Genomic DNA, 26,065 nt, shown 5'->3' on the forward strand with positions numbered 1-26,065 from the left:
ATTCGAACCTGCGACCAAGAGATGAGAAGGGTCCACGATGTCGTGTGAGGTGCCCCCGGCAGGATTCGAACCTGCGACCAAGAGATTAGAAGGCTCCTGCTCTATCCCCTGAGCTACGGAGGCGGGCGTCGTCCAGGATACCGCAGCGGTGTCTCAGGCGCCGACGCCGAGGAGGCCGAGGACACCGAAGATGAGCGACACGGCTGCGAGGACGAGGGCGATGCTGATGAGGATGACGTGGACGCGCAGGAAGGTCGTCGCACGTCCCTGATCGTCGCGGGCACGCGGGTCGGCGACGATCCGCTTGAGGAAGCGGGGCCAGACGACGACGTTGTAGACACCATTGACGAGCAGCAGGACGGAGATGGCGATGATCACCGCTCGAGTCTACGGAACCGGCGGCGTCGGTCGTGCTGAGTAGACTCGACCCATGAGCACAGCTGGGGACCGTCTGGTCTGGATCGACTGCGAGATGACCGGACTCGAGCTGGAGGTCGACGAACTCGTCGAGATCGCCGTCGTGATCACCGACTTCGAACTGAACATCCTCGACCCGGGTTACTCCGTCGTGATCAAGCCCGACCAGTCGGCACTCGACAACATGGGTGAGTTCGTGACGAACATGCACCGCACGTCGGGGCTGCTCGAGGAGATCCCGAACGGCGTGAGCGTCGCGGACGCCGAGTTCCAGGTCATCGAGTACATCCAGCGCTTCGTCCCCGACGAGTCGAAGGCGCCGCTGGCCGGGAACACCATCGGGACCGACCGAGGGTTCCTCGCGCGGTACATGCCGCGACTCGACGCCCACCTGCACTACCGCAACGTCGACGTCTCCTCCATCAAGGAACTCGCCCGTCGGTGGTACCCGCGGGTGTACTTCAACGCCCCGTCGAAGCACGGCGGACACCGCGCGCTGGCGGACATCCTCGAGTCGATCCGTGAGCTCGCCTACTACCGCGGAGCGTTGTTCGTCGACCTCCCCGGCCCGTCGTCCGACGACGCGAAGCAGGTTTCGGAAGCCGTCGTGTCACGGTACGCCCCAAACATGTAATAGACTCGTCCAGTCGCTTGTGACGCGGTCTCCGCGGAGCAGGTCGCATGGTGGGTATAGCTCAGTTGGCAGAGCGCCTGGTTGTGGTCCAGGAGGTCGCGGGTTCAAGCCCCGTTACTCACCCCATGTCGTACAGAAGCCGGAGGATCCCTCCGGCTTCTGTCGTATCCGGGGAGCGGGCATGTTGGAGCTGGACACCGAGGCGTTCGAAGCCCTCGTGGTGGACGAACTCGACCGCTTGCCCGACGAGATGGTCGACGGTCTCGACAACCTCGTCTTCGTCGTCGAGGACCGCCCTGAGAACGGCACGCTCGACACACTCGGGCTGTACGACGGCGTCGCCCTGACGGAGCGCGACCGCTACGGATTCGGTGAGATGCCCGACCGGATCATCGTCTACCGCGAGCCGCATCTGGCGGCGTGCGAGACACGCGACGAGCTCGCCGACGAGATCCACACCACCCTGGTCCACGAGATCGCGCACTTCTACGGCATCGACGACGAGCGGCTACACGAGCTCGGCTGGGCCTGAGACCCGCCTCGTCCACCGAACCGTGTTTCCGGTGTGTTGCAAGTGCCTCGGAGTTCCGGGTGCGCCTCCGGTGAGCGAGTAGCCTGGGGACATGCGCGAGATCCAGGCCCGCATCATTGCGGAACTCCATGTCAGCCCCACGATCGACCCGGCGACCGAGGTCCGTTCCCGGATCGACTTCCTGAAGTCGTACCTGCGGGCGACGCACACCAAGGGGTTCGTGCTCGGGATCAGCGGGGGACAGGACTCGTCGCTCGCCGGGCGCCTGTGCCAGCTCGCGGCGGAAGAGGTCCGAGCCGAAGGTGACGAGGCCCGGTTCGTCGCCGTCCGTCTGCCGTACGCCGTGCAGCACGACGAGGACGACGCCCAGTTGGCGCTGTCGTTCATCCGCCCGGACGACTCCGTCGTGTTCAACATCCAGCGTGCGGTCGACGGGTTCGAAGCCGAGTATGCGGATGCGACCGGCGAACCCCTCAGCGACTTCGTCAAGGGCAACGCGAAGGCCCGGGCGCGCATGGTCGCGCAGTACGCGATCGCCGGTCAGCAGGGGCTCCTGGTGGTCGGGACGGACCACGCAGCCGAGGCGGTCACCGGCTTCTTCACGAAGTTCGGCGATGGTGGGGCCGACGTGCTCCCACTCAGCGGCCTGACGAAGCGTCAGGGGCGTGCGCTCCTGGAGTCGCTCGACGCTCCGGAACGCCTCTACCTGAAGGCCCCGACCGCCGATCTCCTCGACGGCACCCCCGGCCAGACCGATGAGGAGAACCTCGGACTCAGCTACCAGCAGATCGACGACTTCCTCGAGGGGAGCGAGATCGATCCGGCGGCCGCCGAAGCGATCGAGGCTCGGTACGCCGCGACGGAGCACAAGCGACAGGTCCCGGTCAGCAAGTTCGACACCTGGTGGCGCTGACCACGAACCCCTGACACGCAGACGGCGGCCCGATCGGATGAACGGGCCGCCGTCTGTCGGTTTCGGTAGTCAGCTGACGCTGGACTGCTTGCGTTCGGCCTCCAGGACCGCGACATCGTCGATGATGCGCTGCGTCGTGCTGGTGTTGATCGTGCCGCCCGTCGAGCGGGTGATGTCGCCGGGCCGTGAAGCCGGGGCGGTGGACGCGGGCTTCACCTCGGCGTACTGCTCGTGGTGCTGCTTGGCGACCCACGACTCCTGCTCCGCGACGAGCGCCTGTTCCGATCCGCTGGACTCGGCGCGCCAGCGACGGAGGTCGCCGTCGAAGTCCTTACGGGCCCGTGCCGGCTTCTTCGACCACTCGACGAGGCGGTCGCGGAAGTCCTCGACCACCGGGTCCAACTCGTACCCGAACGTCGCGGAGTTGCGCTTCATCTCGTGGAGCTGGTGGTTCGCCCAGTCCGCGGCGACGGCCGCACCCTTGATCGGGCTGAGTCGCACGAGGGTGTCGGCCTGGGCGACGGCCCGATCGCTGAGCACCTGCTCCTGCGGGGTGAGCGAGTTCCAGACGCTGGCCTCGGTGGCGGCGTCGACGAGCGCCAGGATCGCGACGTTCTTCTGCTCTCGGTCGCGTTGGTCCACGATGGCTCGCAGCGCGCGACGGCTTGCGCCGGCGGCGACGAGGGAGGACACCACGACGGCCACGATGAAGAGGGCCGCAGCGAACAGCATGGGGCGGACCTCAGCTGAGGTCACCCACTCTACGAAGTCATTCCACCACTGCATGGGCCGCAGACTACCCCTCGTTCGGGCGTGAACACGGGCGACGCACCGGGTTCGACGGGAACGGCGGGAGGGTCGTCGCTCAGTTGCGGAAGGCGTCGATGGCGACCGCGAGATCGCTGAAGCTGCCCAGTGGGGCGTACCCGAGGACCGCCGGTCTGAACCGGTTGGCCCGGTACTCCGGGACGCCGTCCGCTCCGACGGCCTCGATGTTGCCGAGCACGCGGCCGTCGGGGGTCGTCACGCGCCAGTAGCCGGGACGGATGCTAAGGGCGTTGGGCATGGGACTCCTCGTGCGCTGGTGGGGCGATACCGGACTGGGACTGCCGGCTGGTACTCGTCAGCGTATGCGGGGCCACCGACATCGGCCCTGGTCAGAGCGGAGCGAGGGTCCTCCACAGCGAGGTGTGCGGTTGTGGACATCGACGAGGGCCGCCCGGCTCGCCACGGGGCCTACGGGATCGGTGAGGCTGGCAGCGCGTCCGGGGCGGCGATCGGCACGGACCCGCCCCGGACGCTTCCGCGATCCGCCGCCAGGATCGTCGGACCGACAGGAGAGGAACCCATGAACGACCAGATCACCGTCTGCGGACACGTCGCGACAGACCCCAAGCACCATCGCACGACGTCCGGGCTGGACATCACCAGTTTCCGCCTGGCGTCGCAGCAACGTCGGTACGACCAGAAGCAGGGTTCCTGGGTGGCGCAGGAGACGAACTGGTACACGGTGAGCGCCTTCCGTGGATTGGCGACCGCCTCCGCCACATCGCTCGTCAAAGGACAACGCGTCATCGTGCTCGGCCGGTTGCGGATCCGCGACTGGGAGCAGGGCGATCGACGAGGGACGTCGGTCGACATCGAAGCCGATCACATCGGGCCGGACATCGGCTGGCAACCGAAGGGGTCCGGTGAGGCGCCGGTCCGAGCGGGAGCGAACCCGGCGCCCGCCGCATCGGAGTCGACCGGTTCCGGAACCGGGGAGTGGGCGTCGGCACCGCCGCAGGACACGCCGTTCTGACGCGCCGCGTAGACTGCTCGACGTGCAGAAGAGCCTCCGCGACCGCCCCGTCTCAGCCGTCACCTCGATCCGTCGCCGCACGTCGATCGCCGGCGTCCGGGCTGGCGTGGTGCTCGGCCTGCTCGGCATCGCCGTGACCGGCTGCTCCCAGCCCGCTCCCGAGCCGACGGCCACGCCGAGCCAGACGCCGACCGCCACTGAGACGGCTCCGGCGGCGCCCGTGCTGCTCCCCGAGGGAACCGCCACCGACAACCTGCCGTTCTTCGACGCCGTGAACGCCGCCACGCTCGCCGCGAACCCCGCCGCCGGCGGCCAGGCGATCATCGACGGTCTCGTCGCCGCCGGCTTCCCGAAGGCGGAGATGGAGGTCTCCTCGGACACGACGAGCATCGGCGAGCCGGCCGACTCGATCCAGTTCGCCATCCGGTGGCAAGGGCAGTGCATCCTCGGGCAGAACGGGCCGGCGACGGGGTACCACTCGTCGGTGGCGTCGCAGCTCGACACCGGGCGATGCCTCATCGGGGTCACCCGCGCGATCGATTGGTAGAGCCGCCGACCACTCCCGGGCTGGTGCAAGCCGTGGGCATGCCATAACCTGACATTTCAGATATCGCCACCTCCTGGGTGGCTCGATCCGGAATCGAGGGCCTGCATGACCGCCAACCCATCACCTGGCGGGGAACCTGCCACCGAGGCCGTCTTCCTGGCCGACGAACGTCTGGCCGTGGCGCCGACGGCGTTGGCGCACACACTCAAGCCTCGTCATCTGGCGCTGATCGCCCTCGGCGGCATGATCGGCGCCGGGCTCCTCGTGGCGTCGAGCACGGCGATCCTCGCAGCGGGGCCCGGCGTGATCCTCGCGTACGCCCTGGCCGGCGTGGTCGTGGTGCTCGTCATGCGCATGCTGGGGGAGATGGCCTCCGCGTCGCCCGAGACCGGGTCGTTCTCCGCCTACGCCTCGCGATTCATCGGCCCCTGGGCCGGTCTCGCGATCGGGTGGCTCTACTGGTGGTTCTGGGTCGTGGTCGTCGGCATCGAGGCGACCGCCGCAGCGCAGATCGTCAGTCAGTGGCTACCCGGCCTCCCGCAGTGGATCCCGGCGCTCGTGATCACCGTCGCGTTCCTCGCCGCCAACCTCGTCTCGGTGAAGTCCTTCGGTGAGTTCGAGTTCTGGTTCTCGTCGATCAAGATCGCGGCCGTGATCCTGTTCATCGCGCTCGGATCCCTCATCATCGTCGGCGTCGTCCCGACCGAGACGGCGACCGTCGCAAACCTCAATCCAACCGACGGGGGCTTCCTACCGTTCGGCATCGGCGGCGTCCTGGCGGCACTGCTGCCGATCATCTTCTCGATGTTCGGTGCCGAGGTCGCCACGATCGCGGCAGGAGAATCGGTGGACCCGAAGGGTGCCGTCCGGCGAGCGGTGAACTCGGTCGTCTGGCGGATCCTGCTGTTCTACATCGGCTCGATCCTGGTCGTCCTCATCGTGGTGCCGTGGACGGAGATCACGCCGGGGATCAGTCCCTTCGTCACCATGCTGCACGCCGCCGGGATCCCCGGTGCCGGGGTGGCGATGGACATCATCGTCTTCACGGCCCTGCTGTCGACGCTCAACGCCTCGCTGTACACGGCGTCGCGCATGCTGTTCTCGCTCGGCGGCCGCGGGGAGGCCCCGCGAGCGGTCCGCGCGACGACGCGACGCGGCACGCCGGCGGTCGCGATCCTGTGTTCGGCGGTCGTCGGGCTCGTGTGCGTCCTGTTGAACTACCTCGCACCGGACGAGGTCTTCACGTTCCTCGTCAACTCCACCGGCGCGATCGCGATCTTCGTGTGGATCGTGATCGCCGTGGCCCAACTGCGCAGTCGACGGTTCGATCGGGTCGCCACATTGGAGAGCGGCGATCGCATCGGCGGGATCCGCATGTGGGGACACCCGTGGCTCACGATCGTGGTCGTCGTCGCGCTCGTCGTGCTGCTGGTGTCGATGTTCTTCGGCGGACCCGCCCGGCTCCTCGAGGTCACGACGAGTTGCGCGATCGCTGCGGCGGCCGTCGTCGCGGGTGTCGTCGTGCAGCGCAAACGGAGGGTCCGCCCGTAGACTGTACGGCGACATGGCTGAATACATTTACTCGATGGTCCGCGCCCGCAAGGCGGTCGGCGACAAGCTCATCCTCGACGACGTGACGATGGCGTTCCTGCCCGGAGCGAAGATCGGCGTCGTCGGCCCGAACGGTGCCGGTAAGTCCACGATCCTGAAGATCATGGCGGGGATCGACACCCCCTCGAACGGCGAGGCGAAGCTCACGCCGGGCTTCAGCGTCGGCATCCTCATGCAGGAGCCGGAACTCGACGAAGACAAGACGGTGCTCGAGAACGTCCAGGAGGGCGTCGGCGAGATCAAGGGCAAGATCGACCGCTTCAACGAGATCTCGCTCGCGATGGCCGAGCCCGACGCCGACTTCGACGCCCTGCTCGCCGAGATGGGCGTGCTGCAGGAGGCGATCGACGCCGCTGACGCCTGGGACCTCGACTCGCAGCTCGAGCAGGCGATGGACGCCCTGCGCTGCCCGCCGTCCGACGCCACGGTTGCCCACCTCTCCGGTGGTGAGAAGCGTCGCGTCGCGCTCTGCAAGCTCCTGCTGCAGAAGCCCGACCTCCTGCTCCTCGACGAGCCCACCAACCACCTCGACGCCGAGAGCGTGCTCTGGCTCGAGCAGCACCTCGCTCAGTACGCGGGCGCCGTGCTCGCCGTCACCCACGACCGGTACTTCCTCGACCACGTCGCAGAGTGGATCTGTGAGGTCGACCGCGGTCGCCTGTACCCGTACGAAGGCAACTACTCGACCTACCTCGAGAAGAAGGGCGAGCGTCTCAACGTCCAGGGCAAGAAGGACGCGAAGCTCGCCAAGCGACTCGCGAGCGAACTCGAGTGGGTCCGCAGCAACGCGAAGGGACGCCAGGCGAAGTCGAAGGCTCGTCTCGCTCGCTACGAGGAGATGGCGACGGAGGCCGAGCGCACCAGGAAGCTCGACTTCGAGGAGATCCAGATCCCCGCCGGTCCGCGACTCGGCTCGACGGTCCTCGAGGCCAAGAAGCTCGAGAAGGGCTTCGACGGACGCGTCCTCATCGACGACCTCTCCTTCAGCCTCCCGCGCAACGGCATCGTCGGCATCATCGGCCCGAACGGTGTCGGTAAGACCACGCTGTTCAAGACCATCGTCGGCATCGAGCCGCTCGATGGCGGTGAGCTCAAGGTCGGCGAGACCGTGAAGCTCTCCTACGTCGACCAGTCCCGCGGGGGCATCGACCCCAACAAGACGCTCTGGGAGGTCGTGTCCGAAGGGCTCGACTACATCCAGGTCGGCAACCAGGAGATCCCGTCCCGCGCCTACGTGTCGACCTTCGGGTTCAAGGGGCCAGACCAGCAGAAGAAGGCCGGCGTCCTCTCCGGTGGTGAGCGCAACCGACTGAACCTCGCGCTGACGCTCAAGCAGGGCGGTAACCTCCTGCTGCTCGACGAACCGACCAACGACCTCGACGTCGAGACGCTCTCGAGCCTCGAGAACGCGCTTCTCGAGTTCCCGGGTTGTGCCGTGGTCATCACCCACGACCGGTGGTTCCTCGACCGCATCGCGACGCACATCCTGTCGTACGAGGGCACCGAGGAGAACCCGTCGAACTGGCACTGGTTCGAGGGTAACTTCGAGTCCTACGAAGAGGACAAGATCAAGCGCCTCGGACCGGACGCGGCCAAGCCGCACCGCTCCGCGTACCGCAAGCTCACACGCGACTAGGACCCGTGCGAACGGCCCATCGGCTTCTGCCGGTGGGCCGTCGTCCGTTCACGACCCGTACGTCCCCGACCCACGGAGGGCCCAGCAATGACCAGACTCCACGTGCCGATCCCACTGCGGTGGGGCGACCTCGACGCCTTCAACCACGTCAACAACGCCTCGATGCTCAAGCTGCTGGAGGAAGCGCGCGTCCGCGTCTTCTGGATTCCGACGCTGGCGTCGGAGGACGTCCCGCCGACCGCGGTCATCGATGCGAGCCTCGAGGCCGAGACGCTGACGCTCGTGGCGCACCAGGAGATCGAGTACCTGGCCCCGATCCCGTACCAGCGCGATCCTCTCGACGTCCAGCTCTGGATGGGCAAGATCGGCGGAGCCAGCCTGCAGGTCGCGTACGAGGTCTACTCGCCGCTGGGCGGAGCAGCGCAGACGCTGTACGCCCGAGCCTCCACGACGGTCGTCATGGTGGACGCCAAGACACTCAAGCCGCGCCGGATCTCGGACGTCGAACGTGCCGCATGGGAGCCGTTCGTCGAGGATCCGATCGAGTTCTCGCGGCGCTGAGCGACGCCGGTCACCGAGGCGTCGGGAACCGCACCATGCCCTCCTGGGCGACGCTCGCGACGAGGCGACCCGCCCGATCGTAGATGCGCCCGAGGGACAGGCCTCGTCCGCCGGTGGCGCTCGGGGAATCCTGCAGGTAGAGCAGCCACTCGTCGACGCGCGCGGGACGGTGCCACCACATGGCGTGGTCGAGACTGGCGATCTTGATGCCTGGCGTGGCCCACGGGACGCCGTGACGACGGAGCACCGGCTCGAGGATCGTGTAATCGCTCGCGTAGGCGAGCGCGGCACGGTGCAGCGCCGGGTCGTCGGGCAGGTCCTCGATCGTCTTGAACCACACCGCTTGCCGGGTGGTCCGCTCGCCCTCCACCCGGAGGTAGACGGGGGAGCCGACGTGTCGGAGGTCGAAGGGGCGTCCCGTCGCCCAGGCCTCGGCCGCCGGGTGGTCGATCCCGCTGAGGAGCTCGGCGGCCGACGGGAGGGTCTCCGGGTCGGGGATCCCGTCGGGCAGCTCGATCTGATGCTCCGGGCCCTCGTCCTGGGTCTGGAAGGACGCGATCATCGAGAGGATCGGCACCCCGTTCTGGTATGCCTGGGTGCGCCGGGTGGCGAACGAGCGTCCGTCGTGGATGCGGTCGACCGCGAAGGTGATCGGCAGGTCGACGTCGCCTGGTCGGAGGAAGTACCCGTGCATCGAGTGGATGATGCGCTCGGCGTCGACGGTCCGGGTCGCGGCGACGACGGACTGGGCGAGCACCTGACCACCGAAGACCCGCCCCTGTGGCATCCATTGGGACGGACCGGTGAAGATGTCCTCGTCGGTCCGGACACCGGGAGCACTGAGGTCGAGTGCGGTGAGCAGGGAGTGGATCGGTTCCTTCACGCGAACACGCCTTTCATCCGGGGGTCGAGGCTCGGTCGTCGATGCCCGACCCGACCCGCCGAGTCTATCCAGGCCCTGGCGACGCGGTGCCGGAGCGCACGCGGCGGTGGCGTAGATTGAGAGGAGATGTCCACCACCTTGCAGCTCCTCGACGCCACCTCGCTCGCCGACCTCCGCACCTTCCTTGCACGCGCCGCCCGGATCGACGACTCCGGTGTGCGGCTCCTGGCTATCGGGGACGTCCTGGCGGTCTCCGCTCCGGTGCTGCACCCGCAGGGTCTGCTCGACCGGAGTCCGACGATCATCGGGATGCGCACCTTCGCACTCGCCGAACCCGCCACGGCGGACGTGCTCGCGACCCCGCGTGAACTCATCGACCGCATCGTCCGCACGCTCGGCGGCGTCGCTGCCGAGGACCTGGTCGCGGATGCCCGCGAGACCGTGCCGCTCGAGCTGCCGCCGTCCACGAGGACGGCCCCGTGGGTCGGACAGGCACCGCCCCGTGGTGGCTGGGAACGTGCGGGCGACGTGGACACCATCGAGCTCGAACTCGTCGCCAGGACGGGGGCCTCGGAGATCGCCGAGACGCTCCCCACAGCGGTGGGCGATCAGATCGTCCAGAAGGTGCGGTCGCAGGTCTGGTCTCGGCCCCTCGGCGACGGCCACGGACTCCCGACCGGTGCCGCGTTCGCCGCGGTGGGCCTCGGCTTCATCGCCGAGCCGGAGCGCGCGGCCGTCTTCCGCTCAGGCGGATGGGTCCGCTTGAGCACCCGACGCGGGCATGTGCTCGCGGGCGCCGTGTCCTGATCCTCAGCCGGCGGCCATCGCGCGGCCGGCGGTCCGACCGCTGAACAGACAGCCGCCGAGGAAGGTCCCCTCGAGCGCGCGGTAGCCGTGGATCCCTCCACCGCCGAAGCCAGCCGCCTCACCGGCGGCGTAGAGGCCGGGCACCGGGTTCCCGTCCGGGCCGAGTACCCGACTCGCGAGGTCGGTCTCGAGCCCACCGAGGCTCTTGCGGGTCAGTACGTGCAGCTTCACCGCGATGAGCGGTCCGGCCTTCGGATCGAGGAGCCGGTGCGGTGCGGCGACGCGGATGAGTTTGTCGCCCCGGTAGGAGCGGGCACCGCGGAGCGCCGTGATCTGCAGGTCCTTCGTGAACGGGTTGTCGATCTCGCGATCGCGGGCCTCCACCTCGGCGATGACGTTCGCCGCGTCGATGGGCGTCCCCGGGCTGAGCTCCTGCATCCCTGCGACCAGCTCGGTGAGCGTGTCGGCGACGACGAAGTCCGCGCCGTGTTCCTTGAACGCCTCGACGGGGCCGGGCGCTCCCGGGCCGATGCGCTTCGCGAGCAGCCCGAGGTCCTTCCCGGTGAGGTCGGGGTTCTGCTCGCTCCCCGACAGTGCGAACTCCTTCTCGATGATCCGCTGGGTCAGCACGAACCAGCTGTGGTCGTGGCCGGTGGCACGCAGGTGCGCGAGGGTACCGAGCGTGTCGAAGCCCGGGAAGAGCGGCACCGGGAGTCGCTTCCCGGTCGCGTCGAACCAGAGCGACGACGGCCCCGGCAGGATCCTGATGCCGTGCTGCGGCCAGATCGGATCCCAGTTGGTGATGCCTTCGACGTAGTGCCACATCCGGTCGCCGTTGATGAGATGCCCGCCCGCGCGTTCGCTGATCGCCAGCATGCGTCCGTCGACGTGCGCCGGGACACCGGAGAGCATGGTCGTCGGCGGCGTCCCGAGCCGGGCCGGCCACTGTTCGCGGACGAGGTCGTGGTTCCCTCCGATGCCACCGCTTGCGACGAGCACCGCAGGCGCCCTGCACGAGAACTCGCCGACGACCTCGCGCGAGCTCGGAGCCCCGCGCTCGGCATGCGACGGGGCGAGCACGGAGCCGCGTACGCCGACGACCGCACCGTCCTCGGTGAGCAGCTCGTCCACACGATGCCGGAAGTGAGCCGACACCGAGCCGTCCTCGACGCCGGCGTTCACCCGTCGGACGAAGGGCGCGACGACCCCGGGTCCGGTGCCCCAGGTGATGTGGAAGCGGGGAACGGAGTTGCCGTGGCCGATGGCGCCGTAGCCGCCCCGTTCCGCCCAGCCGACGACCGGGAAGAACCGCACGCCCTGCTCGTGGAGCCAGGCGCGCTTCTCGCCCGCGGCGAAATCGAGGTACGCCTCTGCCCAGCGCTTGGGCCAGTGGTCCTCGGGACGGTCGAACGCTGCTGCGCCGAACCAGTCCTGGGTCGCGAGCTCGAGCGAGTCACGGACGCCGAGGTGGCGCTGCTCGGGGGAGTCGACCAGGAACAGGCCGCCGAACGACCAGTGCGCCTGGCCACCGAGGTTCGACTCCGGCTCCTGTTCGAGCAGGATGACCCGCTTGCCGGCGTCGATCAGCTCTGCGGCTGCGACGAGCCCCGCCAGCCCGCTGCCGATCACGATCGCGTCGGCCTCGGTTCGATCGGCGGACGGGTTGGGAGGGACGGCTGCTGGCATCTGCTGACTCCTTCGGCACGGACGTGCGTCCGATCCTACGACCGTGCGGCCGGAATCAGAGGAGACTGCGGTGCGGTGCCCCTGGATCCTCGTCGAAGGTGTTGACCATGGCGTGGGCTGCCCGCTCGAGGTAGTCCCAGAGCGTCGCCTCGTGCACCGGCGCGAGGTCGAGGCTGTCGACGGCGGCGCGCATGTGCAGCAGCCAGCGGTCGCGAGCGTCGGGGTTCACGTGGAAGGGCTGGTGTCGGAGCCGGAGACGCGGGTGGCCGCGTTCGGCGCTGTAGGTGCCCGGCCCACCCCAGTACTGCTCGAGGAAGAGCATCAGCCGGTCGGCCGCCGGACCGAGGTCCTCCTCGGGGTACATCGGTTTCAGGACGGGGTCGCCGGCCACGCCGCGGTAGAACTCGTCCACGAGGGCCTTGAAGGTGGCGTGTCCGCCGACCTGCTCGTAGAAGGACATGCCTGGTGCCTGGGAGTCGGTCACTGCTGCCCTCTCGGGGGTCGCTTGGTCTTCGGCGCCCGTGGAGGGACCACCGTGGTCGGGTGGGTGCGCGGGGGACGCGAACCGGTCACGCTTGCGGCACCCTCGAAGCCCGAGAGGACGATGCTGTTGAGCGACGGCAGCTTGACGTCCATCTCGTCGACGGCCCGCTTCAACCGCATCCGCAGTTCGCGAGCCACGTCGTCCTTGGCACTCGTGCGCGTCTTGATCACCAGGCGGATGACGAGTGCGTCACCCGAGATCGACTCGAGACCCCACAGCTCGGGCTTCTCGAGGATGCGGGAGCGCCACTTGGGGTCGTGGGCGAGTTCGTTGGCCGTGTCGAGCATGCGCTCCTGGACGGCTTCGACGTCGGTGTCGTACGGGATCGCCAGGTCGATGATGACCCGCGACCACCCCTGCGACATGTTGCCGACCCGCAGGATCTCGCCGTTGCGGACGAACCAGAGCGTGCCGTTGACGTCGCGTACCTGGGTGATCCGGATGCCGACGGTCTCGACGACGCCGGTGGCGGGTCCGAGGTCGACCACGTCGCCCACGCCCAGCTGGTCCTCCACCACCATGAACAGGCCGTTGAGGATGTCCTTGACGATGTTCTGCGCGCCGAAACCGAGACCGGCACCGACCGCGGCCGTCAGCAGGGCGAAGGAGCCGATGATGCTCGAGTCGATGACGTTGACGACGAGGATGGCCGCGACGATGACGATGGTGACGTTGACGATGTTGCTGAGCACGGTGCCGAGGGTCCGCGTGCGTTGGACGAGTCGGACGGCGGCGAGCGGCGAGGCGAGCAGCGATTGCGTGTCGGTGACGTCGGCGCTCTTCTTGACGCCACTCACGATGCGGCCGACGACGCGTCGGATGACGAATCGGAGCACCCATGCGGCGGCGAACGCCAGGCCGATCACGACCACCACGCCGATGATCTTCCACCCCGCCGTCCAGAGGAAGGCGGTCACGTCAGGCCAGATCTCATCCCAGTTCATATGGGCCTCAGTGTATCGAGCGACCCGGAGTGAACCGTGTGAGCCGCCCGAGTGCGAGCCGGACGGTGCCTGCGTGAACGGTCATGGACGCACGAGTCCGTGCTTGTAGGCGAAGATGACCGCCTGCACGCGGTCGCGCAGCTGCAGCTTCATGAGTACGCGACCGACGTGCGTCTTCACCGTCGACTCGGAGAGGACGAAGTGGGCGGCGATCTCCGCGTTGCTCAGCCCCTCCGCCATGGCGACGAGGATGTCGTGCTCCCGCGGTGTCAGCTCGGCGAGTTCTGCTGCCGAGCCGTCTTCGGCGGCCGTGGGTGTGCCGGGGAGGGCCGTCGCGAAGAGTTCGAGCATCCGCTTCGTGATGCGGGTCGAGACGGCGGCGTCGCCGGCGTGGACCGCGCGGATCGCGGACGTCAGCTCGTTCGGCAGGGCGTCCTTCAGGAGGAAGCCGCTCGCGCCGGCCCGCAGCGCTCCGAAGGCGTACTCGTCGAGGTCGAAGGTCGTCAGGATGATGATGCGGCTGTCGGGGTTCGCGTCGACGATCCTCCTGGTCGCCTCGATCCCGTCGAGTCCCGGCATCCGGACGTCCATGAGGATCACGTCCGGCCGCAGGCTGGCGGCGAGGTCGATCGCCTCGGCGCCGTTCGAAGCCTCACCGACCACGTCCAGATCGTCCTCAGCGCCGAGCACGAGACCGAATCCGAGCCGGATGAGCTGTTGGTCGTCGACGAGCAGGATGCGGACGGGGTCGGTCATGATGTGGTTCCTCGTGGTTCGGTGGTCGGCGGGGACGTTCTCGACGGGCGTGGTTCCAGGGGGAGGACGGCATGGACGCGCCACAGCCGATCGCCGACGGCTCCGGCGGTGACCCGACCCCCTTGGAACGCGACGCGTTCGCGGAGGCCCAGCAACCCCTGGCCGGCGCCGAGCGACGGCGCGTCCGGAATGGACCCGTCGTTCTCGACGATGAGCTCGAGGTGATCGTCGTCGGTGGTGATGACGACGTCGACGCGCTTCGGCCGCTCCGAGTACCGGAGCGCGTTCGTGAGTGCCTCCTGCGTGATGCGGTGCACGGCGAGGAGGATCGACGGGTCGTCCGTCGACGGCCCCGAGACGGTGAGTGCGACCGGCAGACCGAGCCCGCGGAAGGTCTCGACGAGCGCGGGGATCGACGCGGCGTCGGGTTGCGGTGCGAGGGGTGCGCTGCCGGTCTCGCGGAGGACGCCCAGCATGCGTCGCATGTCGACGAGGGACCCCCGGGCGGCGTCGGTGACGGCGGTCATGGCGGACCGGGACGCCGTCGGGTCCTTCGTCGCCAGGGCCCCCTCGCTGAGCGCGACGATGACGGTGAGACTGTGGGAGACGATGTCGTGCATCTCGCGGGCGATGCGGGTCCGCTCGGCGACGGCGGCGAGCTGGGCCTGCTGGTCGCGCTCGCGGGCCAGCTGCGCCGCCCGATCGACGAGTGCTTCGACGTACCGCTTGCGGTTGCCGACGTTGATCCCGATCAGCAGTCCGAAGAGCGCGAAGAGGACGACCGAGATGATGGTCTGCTGCGGCTCTCCCGGCTCATGTGGCGCGGCCCAGGGCAGGAACGGGGCGAGGACGGCGACGACCGCGGCGGCGGCGAAGGCCTGCCAGCCGAGTGCGACGGTCCGGTACACGGCCACCGAGTAGAGCAGGATCGGCACCGCGAACGCGTCGACGCCCACCGTCTGCGCGACCGAGACGAGCCCGACCGCGATGACGAGCACGGTCATCGCGAGCGGGCGCCGTCGCCTGAGCAGGACGGCGAGCGTCGTGATGCCCACGATCGCGACGGCGAGGGCGATGCGACCGGGCTGTGCCGCCAGGTCGACGTCGAACCACTCCACGGTGCTGACCGAGAGCGCGACGAGGAGGTACCCGGCGGCGATGAGTGAGTCGGCGGTCCACGGATGCCTCGACCACCAGCGTCGGACGACCCCGGGTGGGCGCGGGAGCATCAGTGCGGCCTCAGTCGCGGCCCGGTCGCGGTCGGAGGAGGGCTTCCGAGCGGTCACGACGAGGACGACCCTGAGGGTCGGTCGTCGTTCACTGGGCCGCGCATCCCTCCAGGATACGGAGAACCCCTCCACAGCGGGTCGTGCCGTGGAGGGGTTCTCGCCAGAGGATCCTGGTACCGGAGTGCTATCCGGCCGAGTGGATCACGCGGCGTCCCGTGCCTGTGCCGCGAGTGCCCGCTCGACCCCGGCGAGGGCTTCGACGAGCATGCGTCGGAGTGCCGGGACATCGGCGTTGGCTTCCAACCACGCGCGGGTGCGGTCGCGGAGCTCGGTGGAGGCGAGCGCCGCCGGATAGAGCCCCTCGACGATGTACTCGGCGATCTTGTAGCTGCGCGACTCCCAGACCGACGTGAGCGCGGCAAAATACGGCTCCACGAGCGGCTGTAGGACGGCCGGGTCGATGACGTGCCCGAACCCGAGACCGACGTTCCGGACGATCGCGTTCGGCTGGTCGTCGTGCTCGACGACCGAGTCGAACGCTGCGCGCTTGCCCTCGACGGTGGGGATCGTCGCCCGTGCGCGAGCGGCCGCCTGCGCACCGTTCGCCGTGTTGTCCTCGGCGAGCGCAGCATCGATGTCCGAACCGTCCGCAAGACCCAGGAGGACCAGGCCTTCGAGGAGCTCCCAGCGGAGGTCGGTGTCGATCTCCAGGCCCGGGAGTGCCGCGGAGCCGTCGCGCAGTGCGCGCAGGTGCTCGCCGTGTTCGGGGGTCGAGGCGAGGGCGGCGAAGAACTTCACGAACTGGAACTGCGCGTCGGAGCCGGCCTCCGCCTCCTGGGCCAGCGTCCAGAGCGCGTCGCCGACCCGGGAGATGGTCGCCAGGCGGCGTTCCGGAGCGACGTAGTTGCGCGCGGCCAGACCGAGCTGGCCGAGCGTGGTGCGCAGGGTCGTCGACTCGGTCTCCGTGGCGATGTTCCCGAGGACGAGCTCCACGTAGTCGGAGGCGCTCGACTCGGCGTCGCGGGTCGCGTCCCAGGCAGCGCCCCAGACCAGCGAGCGTGCGAGCGGGTCCTCGATCGAGGCGAGGTGGCTGATCGCCGTCGCGAGCGACCGCTCGTCGAGGCGGATCTTCGCGTAGGCGAGGTCGTCGTCGTTCAGCAGCACCAGGTCGGGCTGCGTCTCACCGACGAGCTCCGGCACCTCGGTGAGCGCCCCGTCGACGTCGAGTTCGACGCGTCGGGTGCGGACGAGCTTGCCGTCCTGCAGTCGGTACAGGCCGATGGCGAGGCGGTGCGGACGCAGCGTGTCGTAGTCCGCGGGGACCGTCTGCCGGACGGCGAACGCGGTGAACGCGCCGTCGGCGTCGACCGTGAACTCCGGGCTCAACGTCCCGACCCCGGCGGTCTCGAGCCACAGCTTCGACCACTCGCGGAGGTCGCGGCCGCTCGTCGCCTCGAGCTCGACGAGCAGGTCGTCGAGCACGGTGTTGCCGAACTCGTGCTTGCGGAAGTAGTTGCCGACGCCGGCGAAGAACGCCTCGATGCCCACCCAGGCGGCGAGCTGCTTCAGGACGGAGCCGCCCTTGGCGTAAGTGATGCCGTCGAAGTTGACCTGGACGTCCTCGAGGTCGTTGATGGTCGCGACGATGGGGTGCGTCGACGGCAGCTGGTCCTGGCGGTAGGCCCAGGTCTTCTCCATCGCGTTGAACGTCGTCCACGCCTCGGTCCACTCGGTGGCCTCAGCAGTGGCGATCGTCGAAGCCCATTCGGCGAACGACTCGTTCAACCACAGGTCGTTCCACCACTTCATGGTGACGAGGTCGCCGAACCACATGTGGGCGAGCTCGTGCAGGATCGTGACGACCCGGCGCTCCTTGATCGCGTCGGTCACCTTCGAGCGGAACACGTAGGTCTCGGTGAAGGTCACCGCGCCGGCGTTCTCCATCGCGCCCGCGTTGAACTCGGGGACGAAGAGCTGGTCGTACTTCTCGAACGGGTACGGGTAGGCGAACTTCTCCTCGTAGTACGCGAAGCCCTGACGCGTCTTCTCGAAGATGTAGTCGGCGTCGAGGTACTCCGCCAGGCTCTTGCGAGCGAAGACGCCCAGCGGGATGGTCCGGCCGTCGCTCGAGGTGAGCTCGCTGCGCACCACGTCGTACGGGCCTGCCACGATCGCGGTGATGTAGGAGGAGATGCGCTGCGTGGGTGCGAAGCTCCAGGTCGCCGCGCCGTCGTGCGCCGGTACCGGCTCAGGCGTGGGGGAGTTGCTGACGACCTGCCAGGCCGCGGGCGCCGTGATCGTGAAGGTGAACGTCGCCTTCAGATCTGGCTGCTCGAAGACCGCGAACACCCGACGGGAGTCCGGCACCTCGAACTGGCTGTACAGGTACACCTCGCCGTCGACGGGGTCGACGAAGCGGTGGAGGCCCTCACCGGTGTTGGTGTACTCGGCGTCCGCGTCGACGACGAGCACGTTCTCCGCAGCGAGGCCGTCGAGCTGGATGCGCACGCCGTCGGAGACGGTCGACGGGTCGAGCTCGACGCCGTTCAGCGTGACGGAGTGGACGGTGCGCGTCATGGCGTCGATGAAGGTCGAGGCACCCGGTTCACCGGTGAAGCGCACCGTCGTGGTGCTGCGGAACACCTCGGGACCGGTCGTGAGGTCGAGCACGACCTCGTAGCTCGACGTGTCGACGAGCGCCCTGCGCTCCTGGGCTTCGACTCGGGTGAGGTTCTCTCCTGGCACAACTGCTCCCTGGTGTTGATGGACACGTGACGTGTGAACTGCACGTGGTCGCTCGTGACGACCGCGGCACGGTCAACCAGCCTAGACCCGCCGTCCATCGGTTTCGGGGGAGTCGACGGGGATCGGCGCGTAGGGTGACGGCATGACGACTTCCGCTGCAGACACCACCCGCGTCGACTTCTGGTTCGACCCCTCCTGCCCGTGGGCCTGGATGACCTCGCGTTGGGTCGACGAGGTCACCGAAGCCCGGAACCTCGACGTCCACTGGCACATCATGAGCCTCGCCGTCCTCAACGAGGACCAGGACGTCAGCGACGACTACCGGGCCTTCTTCCCCCGGGCGCTCCGATACACGCGGCTCGTCGCCGCCGCGGCAGCCGAACACGGACACGCGGTCGTCAAGCCGCTCTACGACGCGCTCGGCACGCGGATCCACCCCGGCGGACGCGCGGAGGACGTCGACGCCGTGATCGCCGAAGCCCTCGCCGAGACCGGGCTCCCGGCGGCGCTCGCCGAAGCGTCGACGACGGACGCCTACGACGGGCCCATGCGCGAGAGCCACTTCGACGGCATCGGACGGGTCGGCCAGGACGTCGGCACCCCCGTCATCGCGATCGACGACGTGGCGTTCTTCGGACCCGTCATCTCGCCGGCGCCGAAGGGCGAGCAGGCGCTCGCGCTGTGGGACGGTGTCGTCGCCGCTGCCGCCTACCCGGGCTTCTTCGAGCTGAAGCGCAGCCGCACGGCGGACCCGATCTTCGACTGACGCGACGCCGGCGCCCGGAACCCTAGACTTTCCACATGCGCATCCACATCGCCACCGATCACGCCGGTCTCGAGCTCAGTCAGTTCCTGCAGGACCACCTGCGCGCGGCCGGTCACGACGTCGTCGACCACGGCCCGGCCGAGTACGACGCGTTGGACGACTACCCGGCGTTCTGCATCAACGCGGCGAAGGCCGTCGTGCGCGACCAGCAGGCCGGTGTGGACTCCCTCGGCGTGGTGTTCGGCGGCTCGGGTAACGGCGAGCAGATCGCCGCGAACAAGGTCGTCGGTGTCCGCGCGGCGCTCGTCTGGAACCTCAGCACGGCGCAGCTGGCTCGGCAGCACAACGACGCCAACGTGATCTCGATCGGTGCGCGCCAGCACAGCACCGACGAGGCGGTGTCCTTCATCGACGCGTTCATCGCCGAGCCGTTCAGCCTCGAGGAACGTCACGCCCGTCGGATCGCCCAGCTCGCCGAGTTCGAGGCGACCGGCACCATCGCCGGCAAGCACGTCGACGCCTGACGCGTCCTCCACCGCCACCGCGCGGCGCGCCGGATCGCGCCCCCACCGAGTGAGGAGTCACCATGCCCGAGGGGCACTCCGTCCATCGCATCGCCCGACAGTTCGCTCAGAACTTCGTCGGACACCGGGTCGCCGTGTCGTCTCCCCAGGGGCGCTTCGCCGAGGGTGCCGCCGTGCTCGACGGCCGGACGGTCACCGACGCCAAGGCCGTGGGCAAGCAGATGTTCCTCGAGTTCGACGACGGACTGTGGTTGCGGGTGCACCTCGGTCTGTACGGCGCGTGGGACTTCGCCGGTGAGATCCGGTCGGACCCGACCATCGCCGCCTCGAACGGCCGCATGGGGCAGACGAACCAGCGCGGGACGGTGCTCGACGACGACGATGCGCCGATCCACGATGCGGACGGGGAGAACTCCCTGCACAGCATCGGTGCACCGCGCCGGGCCAGGGTCCGGATGTCCGAGCAGTCGAGTCCACTCGCCGAGATCGACGAGCGGTTCCCACCCGAACCGGTGGGTCAGGTGCGCGTGCGGCTGTTGACCGAGACGACCGTGGCGGACCTCCGCGGGCCGACCGCCTGCGAGGTGATCGACGCCGCCGGGGTGCAGGCCGTCATCGATCGGCTCGGACCGGATCCACTGCTCGACCCGAGCGCGGAGGCGGGGGAGCGGTTCGTGTCGCGTGCACACCGCAAGGGTTCCCCGATCGGTCTGCTCCTCATGGATCAGCAGATCATCAGCGGGATCGGCAACGTCTACCGCGCCGAACTGCTGTTCCGCGCCCGTCTCGATCCGCACCGCACCGGGAAGACGGTCCCCGTCGAGACGCTTCGCGAGATCTGGCTCGACTGGACGCGGTTGCTCGCGACCGGGGTCGAGACCGGCCAGATGATGACGATGGACGACCTGTCGGCGGCCGACTACCGCCTCGCGATGGCCAACCGCGCTGATCGCCACTGGGTCTACAAGCGGGAGGGACTGTCGTGCCGGGTCTGCGGGACGAACATCCTCCTCGAGGAGATGGGCGCCCGCAAGCTGTACTGGTGCCCGAACTGTCAGCGCTGAACCGAACCCGCCCGCCGAACCGACGAGGACCGATGTGATGACCGAGCACCGCCCTGGACCCGACGGCGACCTCGTCACGACGATCGCCGACGTCCACCTGTCCGGACCGCGCCGCGGAGGCTCGTCCGACGCCGAACGGGTCGACGTCCTGCTCGAGGACGGCTCGATCGTGGCGATCCGACCCGCCGACCCCGAGGTCCTGCTTCGCTCCGACCCCGGGGTGTTGGACGGCGGTGGTGGGTTCCTCCTGCCCGGGCTCTGGGACCACCACGTGCACTTCACCCAGTGGGCGCGTACGGCCAGGCGCGTCGACCTGTCCTCTGCTGCATCCGCCGCCGAGGCGGTCGAGTTGGTCGCTGAGCGGATCGCTCAGGGGGCCGATGGTGACGGCTGGGTCGAGGGCGCGAAGTTCCGGGACGCCCTCTGGCCGGACGCGCCGACGTTCGCGCTGCTCGACGCGATCGCACCGGACCGCGAGGTCGTGCTGGTCAGCGCCGACCTCCACTGCTGCTGGCTGAACAGCGCGGCGCTCCGGGCCACGGGCTTCGCCGACCATCCCACCGGCCTGTTGCGGGAGGAGGAGTCGTTCGCCGTCCTCAAGCAGCTCGACCAGGTCGCCGACGAGCTCTCCGACCGCTGGGTCGACGCCGCAGCCGATCAGGCGGCGTCACGCGGCGTCGTCGGTGTCGTCGACCTGGAGATGCGCTGGAACGCCGCCGACTGGATCCGTCGGGTCGGGAACGGGACTCGCGCGCTCCGCATCTCGTTCGGTGTGTACGCCGAGCACCTCGAGCGCGCGATCGACGCCGGGCTCGTGACCGGGGGAGTGCTCGCCGGAACGGACGGCCTGGTGCAGGTCGGCCCGTTCAAGGTCATCACCGACGGATCCCTCAACACCCGGACGGCCTGCTGCGACGCGCCCTATCCGGGTTCGTCTCCCGGAACCGACGCGCACGGGATGCTCAACGTCCCGCCGGAGCGACTCACCGCATTGCTCACCCTGGCGACCGCCAACGGCCTCCACTGCGCGGTGCACGCCATCGGTGACCGCGCCAACACCCTCGCGCTCGACGCGATCGAGACGACCGGCGCGAGGGGCACGATCGAACACGCGCAGCTGCTCCGGGCATCGGACCTGGAGCGGTTCGCGCGGACCGGAACGGCTGCGAGTGTCCAGCCGGAACACGCGATGGACGATCGGGACATCGCCGAGGTCCACTGGGCCGGGCGCACCGACCGTGCCTTCGTGCTCCGCAGCCTCCTCGACGCCGGCGCCACGCTCCGACTCGGTTCCGACGCCCCGGTCGCTCCCCTCGACCCGTGGGTCTCCATCGCCGCCGCCGTGACGCGCAGCCGCGATGGACGCGAGGCCTGGCACGGCGAGCAGGCCATCACGGTCGAGGAAGCACTGGCGGCGTCGACGAGAGGAGACGACGACGTGGTTGCCGTCGGCCGCCCCGCCGACCTCGTCGTCGTGGGGTTCGACCCGTTCTCCTGCGCGCCGGAAGCCCTGCGCACCATGCCGGTCCGTGCGACGATGCTGGGTGGGCGCCTGACGGCGGCTCCATCCGTCCACCCGGCCGGGGGATAACCCCCGATCGGAACGGGGCGTCCACCGGATGCCGTTCGTCGGCGGAGCCGAACAGACTGAGGTGAGCCCGGTGCGAGAGCCGGGACCGCTCCGTCGAAAGGACCTCCTTCATGACCACCGCCATCGGCCGGCAGCTCGACGCGTCGGCGAAGCCTGATCCCTCCACCCGAGGCGCATGGCGATACGGTCGGCTCTGGCTGGACGTCCCCGGATCGCTCCTGTTCCTGTTGCCCAACCTGCCGATCGTCATCGCCGGCGGCGTCGTCGCCGTGGTGATCCTCTCGCTCGGCTTCGGGCTCGCGATCCTGGGGGTCGGTCTCCTGATCGTCGTCGGAGCCCTCTGGGTCTCGCGGGCGTTCGTGGAGCTCGAGGTCGCGCGTCTCAGCACGACGGGGCTCCCGCCGATCCGACGAGGAGCCTGGCGGTCGTCCATCGGGACCGAGACGACACTGGGTGCCGTGCTCGCTCCACTCGCCGGACCGCGTTGGTGGCTGGCGGCCCTGCACACGGTCCTCGTGAACCCGATCGTCGGGGGCATCACCTGGGGGCTGACCATCACCTGGACCGTGGGTGCCGTCGCCGGCACGACCTACTGGATCTGGGCGGACCGGCTCTCGGCTGGTTCCTCCTCGGGCTTCGCGGAGCTGCTGGCTCCCACGCTGGACCCGTCGGACGCGTTGCTCGCCGACAAGCTCTGGAATCTCGCGCTCGGTGTCGTGTTCCTCGTGACGCTCCCGCTGGTCCTCCGGGTGCTGGTGCTGCTGCACCACGCCATCGCCTCCGGGCTGTTCGGTGCGCGGCCACAGGAGGAGCTCCGAGCCGAGCTGTTGGCGGAGCGGCGTGCACGCGGTGCCGCCGTCTCGGCTGAGGCGGGTGCGGTGCGGCGGCTCGAACGGGACATCCACGATGGTCCGCAGCAGCGGCTCGTCCGGCTGCAGATGGATCTCGCGGCCGCCGAACGACGCCTCGACACGGACCCCGCCTCCGCACGCTCGCTCCTGGGCGAGGCGCGCGCCCAGGCCGCCGAGACGCTCGACGAACTCCGTGCGCTCTCGAAGGGCCTGATGCCGCCACTGCTGCAGGACCGCGGCCTCGTCGCGGCACTCGACGACCTCGCCGCGCGGTGTCCGGTGCCGACGAGGACGGAGCTGGCGGTCGTCTCATCGGTGACGCTGCCTCGTGAGACGGAGCGTGGGATCTACTTCATCGTCGCCGAGCTCCTGACCAACGTCTCGAAGCATGCGGATGCGCGGCGCGCCGGCGTCGAGGCCCATGTGACGGTGGACCAGCAGCTGGGTTCGCGGCTCACCCTCCGCGTGACGGATGACGGTCGGGGCGGCGCGCACCTGGAACCGGGTCACGGTCTCGAAGGCCTGACCGAACGGGCGCAGGGCCTCGGCGGGAGGCTGGTGATCGAGCCGGCCCCGGTGTGGGACGGCGTCGCACGTGGCAGCGCCGTCTCGATCTCGCTCCCCGTAGGCTGAACGCGTGATCAGCCCTGACCGTGCCGGTGGAGGACCGCTCCGCATCGTGATCGCCGAGGATTCGACACTCCTCCGCGAGGGCCTGATGCGACTGTTCGACGAGGCCGGCTTCGTCACGGTCGCCGCGTACGCCGATGCGGAGGCGCTCCAGCGCGGACTCGCGGCGGACCGACCGGACCTCATCGTCATGGACGTCCGCATGCCGCCCACGTTCCGGGACGAAGGGGTCCGCGCAGCGATAGCGCTGCGTGCCGAGCATCCCGACCTCCCCGTCCTGCTGCTCAGCCAGTACGTCGAGACCGTCTACGCCCGGGAGCTGCTCGCGGACGGCGGGCGTGGGATCGGCTACCTGCTCAAGGACCGGGTCGCCTCGTTGGAGGAGGTGCAGGACGCCATCCACCGGTTGGTCGAGGGAGGGACCGTCCTCGACCCCGACGTGGTCCGCACCCTGTTCGCAGCACAGCGCGACCCGTTGGCCGGCCTGACCCCGCGTGAGACGGAGGTGCTCTCCGCCATGGCGGAGGGGCGCACGAACACGGCGATCGCCGAACGCCTGCGGGTCGGTGTCGGTGCGGTCGAGAAGCACATCTCGGCCATCTTCCAGAAGCTCGGTCTCGAGGACTCCGGGAGCGACCACCGACGCGTCCTCGCGGTCCTCGCCCTGCTCCAGCGCAACGGCTGAAGGGTGACACGCGCGACGAAGGGGCAGTCACGGATGACTGCCCCTTCGTGGGTGATGCGAGCGGGTCGCCCCGCCGGAGTACTACCGGCTGAGGTGGGCGAAGAGGAACCAGCGGTCCTTGTCGAGGCCGCGGGCGATCTCGATCGCGATGTCCTGGCTGGTCTGGTCGAGCTCGTCGAGCTCGTCGACCGCGGTGTTGACCGAGGCGGAGGCGGCGTCGATGAGGGCGATGACCTCGGCGATGGTGCGGTCGGACTGCTGGAAGCCCTCGCTCAGCTCGGGCGTGCTGGTCTTCGCGGCGACGGTGCTGAGGCGTGCGTCGACCGGGAGGCCGAGGGCGACGATGCGCTCTGCGGCGAGGTCTGCCCACTCCTGCGCGTGGTCGACGATGTCGTCGAGCAGCTCGTGGACGCCGATGAAGTTCGCGCCACGCACGTGCCAGTGGGCCTGCTTGCCGTTGACGACGATGGCGGTGAGGTCGACGACGACGGGGCTGAGGAACTGCGCGGTGCCTGCTGCGACGTCCGGGTTGGCGACGGCCTGCGGAATGGAGGTGGTGATGTCGGTCATGGTGTTTCCCCTTCGTTGACGAGTGAGGCCCTGGTCGGGCGGATTCGTCGGTCTGCTTGAATGCAACGGTACTCAGCCGCAGACATTCCGCAAGGAAGTCGAGGCTCGGCTTACGAAGGGTGCACTCAGCAAGGAAAGCCTGACCGTACCGGCGATTCACCCCGGAACGACGCGGGTTCCCGTCGGCCGCGGCCGCCTGCGATAGCGTGGCCGGTATGACGCTGCACGGTACGGTCAGGAAACTCTCAGACGGACGCTCGCCACACATCGACCCGAGCGCCTACACGGCGCCGGGCTCCGTGCTGGTGGGCGCCGTGACGCTCGCCGCGGATTCGAGCGTCTGGTACAACGCGGTCCTCCGCGCGGACTCCGACTCGATCACGCTCGGCGCAGGGTCCAACATCCAGGACGGGGTCGCCGTGCACACGGACAGCGGGCACCCGACGGTCATCGGACGCAACGTCTCCGTCGGACACAACGCGGTCGTCCACGGCTGCACCGTCGAGGACGACTGCCTCATCGGTATGGGTTCCGTGGTCCTGAGCGGAGCAGTGATCGGTGCCGGGTCGCTCGTCGCCGGGGGAGCGGTGGTCCTCGAGGGCATGATCGTGCCGCCCGGTTCGCTCGTCGCGGGGGTCCCGGCCAAGGTGCGGCGGGAGCTGACGGCCGACGAGCAGGAGGCGATCCGGCAGAACGCCGCACACTACGTCGCCCTCAGAGCGGTCCACGCCGCGGCCGTCGACGACGACTAGCGACGGCGTGCGTCGCGCTTCCTGAGGCGACGCTGCGCGGCGAGCGAGCCGGACAGGCAGACGACGCAGCCGATCATGCAGATGAGTCCGACGCCCAGTCGTCCGGTTGCGAGCGCGTACACCCCGACGAAGAAGACGAGTGCGCCGGCCACCGTCCAGATGTGGGGCCAGATCGCGTCGAGTCGCATGCGCTCAGCCTAGGGCGTCGGGCATCCTGTCCTCCGTCCTCCCCAGGCGACGACCTGTCGAAGGGCACGGGTGGGACCTCCCGCTCCGGTGGCCTTCTCCCGGTCCCTGAGCAACCTCTTCCGGTCCCTGTGTAACCTCCTCCGGTCCCTGTGTAACCTCCTCCGGTCCCTGTGTAACCTCTTCCGGTCCCTGAGCTT

The 26,065-nt window shown here is 69.1% G+C and carries 28 protein-coding genes and 2 tRNA genes; 17 read left to right on the top strand and 13 right to left on the bottom strand.

Annotation, left to right across the window (positions count from 1 at the left end; translation table 11 throughout):
• Positions 1–50: 50 nt before the first annotated feature.
• A tRNA-Arg gene (locus tag ITJ66_RS09480) sits at positions 51–123 on the bottom strand.
• Between the two features lie 30 nt (positions 124–153).
• A complete protein-coding gene (locus ITJ66_RS09485) occupies positions 154–378 on the bottom strand; it encodes an SCO4848 family membrane protein (RefSeq protein ID WP_194644449.1) in 225 nt (74 codons plus the stop codon).
• Positions 379–430: 52 nt separating this feature from the next.
• Between ITJ66_RS09485 and orn the strand changes: the two genes are divergently transcribed.
• The 4 genes from orn (at position 431) to nadE (ending at position 2,496) form a co-directional block, all read left to right on the top strand.
• Positions 431–1,051, top strand: coding sequence for an oligoribonuclease (gene orn, locus ITJ66_RS09490; protein WP_064295132.1), 621 nt, complete (start codon positions 431–433; stop codon positions 1,049–1,051).
• A 50-nt stretch (positions 1,052–1,101) separates the two neighbouring features.
• Positions 1,102–1,177, top strand: a tRNA-His gene (locus ITJ66_RS09495).
• Between the two features lie 55 nt (positions 1,178–1,232).
• Positions 1,233–1,583 (top strand): metallopeptidase family protein, encoded by a 351-nt coding sequence (locus ITJ66_RS09500; RefSeq protein WP_194644450.1) that lies wholly within the window; start codon positions 1,233–1,235, stop codon positions 1,581–1,583.
• A gap of 91 nt (positions 1,584–1,674) precedes the next feature.
• Positions 1,675–2,496: an ammonia-dependent NAD(+) synthetase gene (gene nadE, locus ITJ66_RS09505; protein ID WP_194644451.1), complete on the top strand. Its 822-nt coding sequence runs from the start codon at positions 1,675–1,677 to the stop codon at positions 2,494–2,496.
• Positions 2,497–2,565: 69 nt separating this feature from the next.
• Here nadE and ITJ66_RS09510 read toward each other — a convergent pair whose 3' ends face one another.
• Together ITJ66_RS09510 and ITJ66_RS09515 are read right to left on the bottom strand one after the other, a co-directional pair.
• The gene (locus ITJ66_RS09510) at positions 2,566–3,282 is read right to left on the bottom strand and encodes a hypothetical protein (RefSeq protein WP_121290279.1); all 717 of its coding nucleotides are present in this window, start codon (positions 3,280–3,282) and stop codon (positions 2,566–2,568) included.
• Positions 3,283–3,361: 79 nt separating this feature from the next.
• Complete coding sequence (locus ITJ66_RS09515) at positions 3,362–3,562, bottom strand: hypothetical protein (RefSeq protein ID WP_064295136.1); 201 nt, start codon at positions 3,560–3,562, stop codon at positions 3,362–3,364.
• A 282-nt stretch (positions 3,563–3,844) separates the two neighbouring features.
• Between ITJ66_RS09515 and ITJ66_RS09520 the strand changes: the two genes are divergently transcribed.
• The 5 genes from ITJ66_RS09520 (at position 3,845) to ITJ66_RS09540 (ending at position 8,652) form a co-directional block, all read left to right on the top strand.
• Complete coding sequence (locus ITJ66_RS09520) at positions 3,845–4,297, top strand: single-stranded DNA-binding protein (protein ID WP_194644452.1); 453 nt, start codon at positions 3,845–3,847, stop codon at positions 4,295–4,297.
• Between the two features lie 22 nt (positions 4,298–4,319).
• Positions 4,320–4,844 (top strand): hypothetical protein, encoded by a 525-nt coding sequence (locus ITJ66_RS09525; protein ID WP_370582604.1) that lies wholly within the window; start codon positions 4,320–4,322, stop codon positions 4,842–4,844.
• Between the two features lie 105 nt (positions 4,845–4,949).
• Positions 4,950–6,395 carry an amino acid permease gene (locus ITJ66_RS09530; RefSeq protein ID WP_194644453.1) on the top strand — a complete coding sequence of 482 codons (1,446 nt, stop codon included), beginning with the start codon at positions 4,950–4,952 and terminating at the stop codon, positions 6,393–6,395.
• 13 nt (positions 6,396–6,408) lie between these two features.
• Complete coding sequence (gene ettA, locus ITJ66_RS09535) at positions 6,409–8,091, top strand: energy-dependent translational throttle protein EttA (RefSeq protein WP_079705695.1); 1,683 nt, start codon at positions 6,409–6,411, stop codon at positions 8,089–8,091.
• Positions 8,092–8,178: 87 nt separating this feature from the next.
• The gene (locus tag ITJ66_RS09540; RefSeq protein ID WP_137241842.1) at positions 8,179–8,652 is read left to right on the top strand and encodes a thioesterase family protein; all 474 of its coding nucleotides are present in this window, start codon (positions 8,179–8,181) and stop codon (positions 8,650–8,652) included.
• Between the two features lie 10 nt (positions 8,653–8,662).
• Here ITJ66_RS09540 and ITJ66_RS09545 read toward each other — a convergent pair whose 3' ends face one another.
• A complete protein-coding gene (locus ITJ66_RS09545; protein ID WP_234993952.1) occupies positions 8,663–9,535 on the bottom strand; it encodes an acyl-CoA thioesterase II in 873 nt (290 codons plus the stop codon).
• Positions 9,536–9,661: 126 nt separating this feature from the next.
• Here ITJ66_RS09545 and ITJ66_RS09550 point away from each other — a divergent pair, with 126 nt between their 5' ends.
• Positions 9,662–10,342: a hypothetical protein gene (locus ITJ66_RS09550; RefSeq protein ID WP_194644454.1), complete on the top strand. Its 681-nt coding sequence runs from the start codon at positions 9,662–9,664 to the stop codon at positions 10,340–10,342.
• Between the two features lie 3 nt (positions 10,343–10,345).
• On the opposite strand, the gene ITJ66_RS09555 is transcribed toward ITJ66_RS09550, so the two are convergent.
• The 6 genes from ITJ66_RS09555 to pepN all read right to left on the bottom strand — a co-directional run bounded on the left by ITJ66_RS09555 (position 10,346) and on the right by pepN (position 18,246).
• Complete coding sequence (locus ITJ66_RS09555) at positions 10,346–12,028, bottom strand: FAD-binding dehydrogenase (protein WP_194644455.1); 1,683 nt, start codon at positions 12,026–12,028, stop codon at positions 10,346–10,348.
• A gap of 55 nt (positions 12,029–12,083) precedes the next feature.
• A complete protein-coding gene (locus ITJ66_RS09560; protein WP_191941291.1) occupies positions 12,084–12,488 on the bottom strand; it encodes a globin in 405 nt (134 codons plus the stop codon).
• A 20-nt stretch (positions 12,489–12,508) separates the two neighbouring features.
• Positions 12,509–13,516 (bottom strand): mechanosensitive ion channel family protein, encoded by a 1,008-nt coding sequence (locus tag ITJ66_RS09565; RefSeq protein ID WP_079705699.1) that lies wholly within the window; start codon positions 13,514–13,516, stop codon positions 12,509–12,511.
• Positions 13,517–13,597: 81 nt separating this feature from the next.
• A complete protein-coding gene (locus tag ITJ66_RS09570) occupies positions 13,598–14,272 on the bottom strand; it encodes a response regulator transcription factor (protein WP_228501544.1) in 675 nt (224 codons plus the stop codon).
• Positions 14,269–15,558, bottom strand: coding sequence for a histidine kinase (locus ITJ66_RS09575; protein WP_194644456.1), 1,290 nt, complete (start codon positions 15,556–15,558; stop codon positions 14,269–14,271). Before ITJ66_RS09575 ends, ITJ66_RS09570 begins: the two co-directional genes overlap by 4 nt.
• Positions 15,559–15,702: 144 nt before the next feature.
• Positions 15,703–18,246 (bottom strand): aminopeptidase N, encoded by a 2,544-nt coding sequence (pepN, locus tag ITJ66_RS09580; RefSeq protein WP_194644457.1) that lies wholly within the window; start codon positions 18,244–18,246, stop codon positions 15,703–15,705.
• 142 nt (positions 18,247–18,388) lie between these two features.
• Between pepN and ITJ66_RS09585 the strand changes: the two genes are divergently transcribed.
• The 6 genes from ITJ66_RS09585 (at position 18,389) to ITJ66_RS09610 (ending at position 24,357) form a co-directional block, all read left to right on the top strand.
• A complete protein-coding gene (locus ITJ66_RS09585) occupies positions 18,389–19,012 on the top strand; it encodes a DsbA family protein (protein WP_192018100.1) in 624 nt (207 codons plus the stop codon).
• Positions 19,013–19,047: 35 nt separating this feature from the next.
• Positions 19,048–19,536, top strand: coding sequence for a ribose-5-phosphate isomerase (locus ITJ66_RS09590; RefSeq protein ID WP_194644458.1), 489 nt, complete (start codon positions 19,048–19,050; stop codon positions 19,534–19,536).
• Positions 19,537–19,598: 62 nt separating this feature from the next.
• Positions 19,599–20,600, top strand: coding sequence for an Fpg/Nei family DNA glycosylase (locus ITJ66_RS09595; RefSeq protein ID WP_194644459.1), 1,002 nt, complete (start codon positions 19,599–19,601; stop codon positions 20,598–20,600).
• A 37-nt stretch (positions 20,601–20,637) separates the two neighbouring features.
• The gene (locus ITJ66_RS09600; protein ID WP_228501546.1) at positions 20,638–22,191 is read left to right on the top strand and encodes an amidohydrolase; all 1,554 of its coding nucleotides are present in this window, start codon (positions 20,638–20,640) and stop codon (positions 22,189–22,191) included.
• A 110-nt stretch (positions 22,192–22,301) separates the two neighbouring features.
• Positions 22,302–23,675, top strand: coding sequence for a sensor domain-containing protein (locus tag ITJ66_RS09605; RefSeq protein WP_194644460.1), 1,374 nt, complete (start codon positions 22,302–22,304; stop codon positions 23,673–23,675).
• Between the two features lie 4 nt (positions 23,676–23,679).
• Positions 23,680–24,357 carry a response regulator transcription factor gene (locus tag ITJ66_RS09610; protein WP_290368178.1) on the top strand — a complete coding sequence of 226 codons (678 nt, stop codon included), beginning with the start codon at positions 23,680–23,682 and terminating at the stop codon, positions 24,355–24,357.
• An 81-nt stretch (positions 24,358–24,438) separates the two neighbouring features.
• On the opposite strand, the gene ITJ66_RS09615 is transcribed toward ITJ66_RS09610, so the two are convergent.
• Positions 24,439–24,927, bottom strand: coding sequence for a Dps family protein (locus tag ITJ66_RS09615; protein WP_064295149.1), 489 nt, complete (start codon positions 24,925–24,927; stop codon positions 24,439–24,441).
• 215 nt (positions 24,928–25,142) lie between these two features.
• Between ITJ66_RS09615 and ITJ66_RS09620 the strand changes: the two genes are divergently transcribed.
• Positions 25,143–25,679 (top strand): gamma carbonic anhydrase family protein, encoded by a 537-nt coding sequence (locus ITJ66_RS09620; RefSeq protein ID WP_194644461.1) that lies wholly within the window; start codon positions 25,143–25,145, stop codon positions 25,677–25,679.
• Here the strand turns inward: ITJ66_RS09620 and ITJ66_RS09625 are convergent.
• On the bottom strand, positions 25,676–25,867 hold the full coding sequence (locus ITJ66_RS09625; protein WP_079705708.1) for a hypothetical protein: 192 nt from the start codon (positions 25,865–25,867) through the stop codon (positions 25,676–25,678). The two genes, ITJ66_RS09620 and ITJ66_RS09625, sit on opposite strands and share 4 nt — an antisense overlap.
• Positions 25,868–26,065 lie beyond the last annotated feature (198 nt).

The sequence above is a fragment of the Plantibacter sp. VKM Ac-2885 genome (assembly GCF_015351205.1).
Classification (GTDB): domain Bacteria; phylum Actinomycetota; class Actinomycetes; order Actinomycetales; family Microbacteriaceae; genus Plantibacter; species Plantibacter auratus.

Coding starts and splice junctions, on each gene's coding strand:
- ITJ66_RS09595 (WP_194644459.1), top strand. CDS start 19,599: ATGCCCGAGGGGCACTCCGTCCATCGCATCGCCCGACAGTTCGCTCAG.
- ITJ66_RS09550 (WP_194644454.1), top strand. CDS start 9,662: ATGTCCACCACCTTGCAGCTCCTCGACGCCACCTCGCTCGCCGACCTC.
- ITJ66_RS09570 (WP_228501544.1), bottom strand. CDS start 14,272: ATGACCGACCCCGTCCGCATCCTGCTCGTCGACGACCAACAGCTCATC.
- ITJ66_RS09620 (WP_194644461.1), top strand. CDS start 25,143: ATGACGCTGCACGGTACGGTCAGGAAACTCTCAGACGGACGCTCGCCA.
- ITJ66_RS09560 (WP_191941291.1), bottom strand. CDS start 12,488: ATGTCCTTCTACGAGCAGGTCGGCGGACACGCCACCTTCAAGGCCCTC.
- ITJ66_RS09615 (WP_064295149.1), bottom strand. CDS start 24,927: ATGACCGACATCACCACCTCCATTCCGCAGGCCGTCGCCAACCCGGAC.
- ITJ66_RS09520 (WP_194644452.1), top strand. CDS start 3,845: ATGAACGACCAGATCACCGTCTGCGGACACGTCGCGACAGACCCCAAG.
- ITJ66_RS09600 (WP_228501546.1), top strand. CDS start 20,638: ATGACCGAGCACCGCCCTGGACCCGACGGCGACCTCGTCACGACGATC.
- ettA (WP_079705695.1), top strand. CDS start 6,409: ATGGCTGAATACATTTACTCGATGGTCCGCGCCCGCAAGGCGGTCGGC.
- ITJ66_RS09590 (WP_194644458.1), top strand. CDS start 19,048: ATGCGCATCCACATCGCCACCGATCACGCCGGTCTCGAGCTCAGTCAG.
- ITJ66_RS09585 (WP_192018100.1), top strand. CDS start 18,389: ATGACGACTTCCGCTGCAGACACCACCCGCGTCGACTTCTGGTTCGAC.
- ITJ66_RS09530 (WP_194644453.1), top strand. CDS start 4,950: ATGACCGCCAACCCATCACCTGGCGGGGAACCTGCCACCGAGGCCGTC.
- nadE (WP_194644451.1), top strand. CDS start 1,675: ATGCGCGAGATCCAGGCCCGCATCATTGCGGAACTCCATGTCAGCCCC.
- ITJ66_RS09555 (WP_194644455.1), bottom strand. CDS start 12,028: ATGCCAGCAGCCGTCCCTCCCAACCCGTCCGCCGATCGAACCGAGGCC.
- ITJ66_RS09515 (WP_064295136.1), bottom strand. CDS start 3,562: ATGCCCAACGCCCTTAGCATCCGTCCCGGCTACTGGCGCGTGACGACC.
- ITJ66_RS09540 (WP_137241842.1), top strand. CDS start 8,179: ATGACCAGACTCCACGTGCCGATCCCACTGCGGTGGGGCGACCTCGAC.
- ITJ66_RS09625 (WP_079705708.1), bottom strand. CDS start 25,867: ATGCGACTCGACGCGATCTGGCCCCACATCTGGACGGTGGCCGGCGCA.
- ITJ66_RS09565 (WP_079705699.1), bottom strand. CDS start 13,516: ATGAACTGGGATGAGATCTGGCCTGACGTGACCGCCTTCCTCTGGACG.
- ITJ66_RS09605 (WP_194644460.1), top strand. CDS start 22,302: ATGACCACCGCCATCGGCCGGCAGCTCGACGCGTCGGCGAAGCCTGAT.
- orn (WP_064295132.1), top strand. CDS start 431: ATGAGCACAGCTGGGGACCGTCTGGTCTGGATCGACTGCGAGATGACC.
- ITJ66_RS09500 (WP_194644450.1), top strand. CDS start 1,233: ATGTTGGAGCTGGACACCGAGGCGTTCGAAGCCCTCGTGGTGGACGAA.
- ITJ66_RS09510 (WP_121290279.1), bottom strand. CDS start 3,282: ATGCAGTGGTGGAATGACTTCGTAGAGTGGGTGACCTCAGCTGAGGTC.